Here is a 1,229-nt window from a genome sequence, read left to right on the forward strand (position 1 = left end):
TCCGATGATTACCCAAACTTTCTATTTATTCAACAAAGCCCCAAAACTGGCATAGAAAAACAGCATGATTACCTATTATTCAACAAAGCCTAAATCCGGTCTTACTCCTTCAAAAATACGTCATGGATCTTCACATGAATAACGCCCCTCTCTCGCTGTTGGATAAAAAAGAAGGCGTCGATCGCGAGATGTTCCAAGGTCCGTTGGATCGCGCACAATTTCGTCATGTGCCGCAGCAACCCGGCGTTGAATTATATCAGGCGCACATTGCCCGCTGTGCTTTTGAACCCCATACCCATGACTCCTTTGGTATCGGCACTATCGACTTTGGTGCCGAGCAGTTTCGCTATCGGGGGGCTCAGCACGTGGCAGCGCAGGATACGCTGGTGTTGATAAATCCGGATGAACTGCATACCGGGCAGGCTGTCGGCGAGGAAGGGTGGCGTTACCGCATGATCTATATCGATCCCAAACAGTTGGAGGTGCTCTCCGGTGAGCAAGGCTGGTGGTTTAGCGATGTGGTGCGGCATGACCCACTGGCAGCCCGCCAACTTTCTGCACTGCTGGCCGCGCTGTGGCGTACTCACGACCCGCTGGCTTGTGACAGCTTGATGCTGAGCATCATCGATCTTTTTCGTCCCTTTGCCCGCGTGGCACAGCCGTTACAAACGCAAGCCCTGTCGCGCTTTGACGACGTGAAGCACTACCTCAACGATAACTTCGCTCAGGCCATCACGCTTAACGAGTTGGCCGCCGTCGCATCCCTCAGCCCTTATCATTTTCAGCGGCGCTTTAAAGCGCACTATCACGTCACCCCACACCAAATGCTGATGGCGATTCGTTTGCAGCGGGCCAAACAGTTGCTGTGCCACGGCATGCCTGCCGCACAGGTGGCGGCGGAGGTCGGGCTGACGGATCAGGCCCATCTGACGCGCAGCTTTGCCCAGCGTTACGGCATTACGCCGGTTCGCTATCAAAAACAGGTTATGCCGCACAGCCGCCTCCGCTAAAAAAAGCGCAATATCCTACAATATGTTATCCGGCTTACCGGTTAGGCTTCTCGTGATACGACAACACAAGGGCTTGGCCCTTCAAGCATAATTCCGTCATTCCGCACCTGATTTTTCTTTTTTCGGGACTTGACGGTATTCTGAAGTTCTGAATTTATTACTGCTTTTTGCAGACCAATCAGCATGAGTACTCCCCACGTTACCATCCGTAACCTTGAT

1 protein-coding gene is annotated in these 1,229 nt (G+C 52.6%); it reads left to right on the plus strand.

Features of this window, described 5'->3' with window-relative positions; translation table 11 throughout:
* Positions 1-134 precede the first annotated feature (134 nt).
* Positions 135-1,010, plus strand: a complete 876-nt coding sequence (locus ACTBDZ_RS17955) for an AraC family ligand binding domain-containing protein (protein ID WP_438816286.1) — start codon at positions 135-137, stop codon at positions 1,008-1,010.
* The last annotated feature ends 219 nt before the right edge of the window (positions 1,011-1,229 follow it).

It is taken from the genome of Symbiopectobacterium sp., assembly GCF_051710365.1.
Classification (GTDB): domain Bacteria; phylum Pseudomonadota; class Gammaproteobacteria; order Enterobacterales; family Enterobacteriaceae; genus Symbiopectobacterium.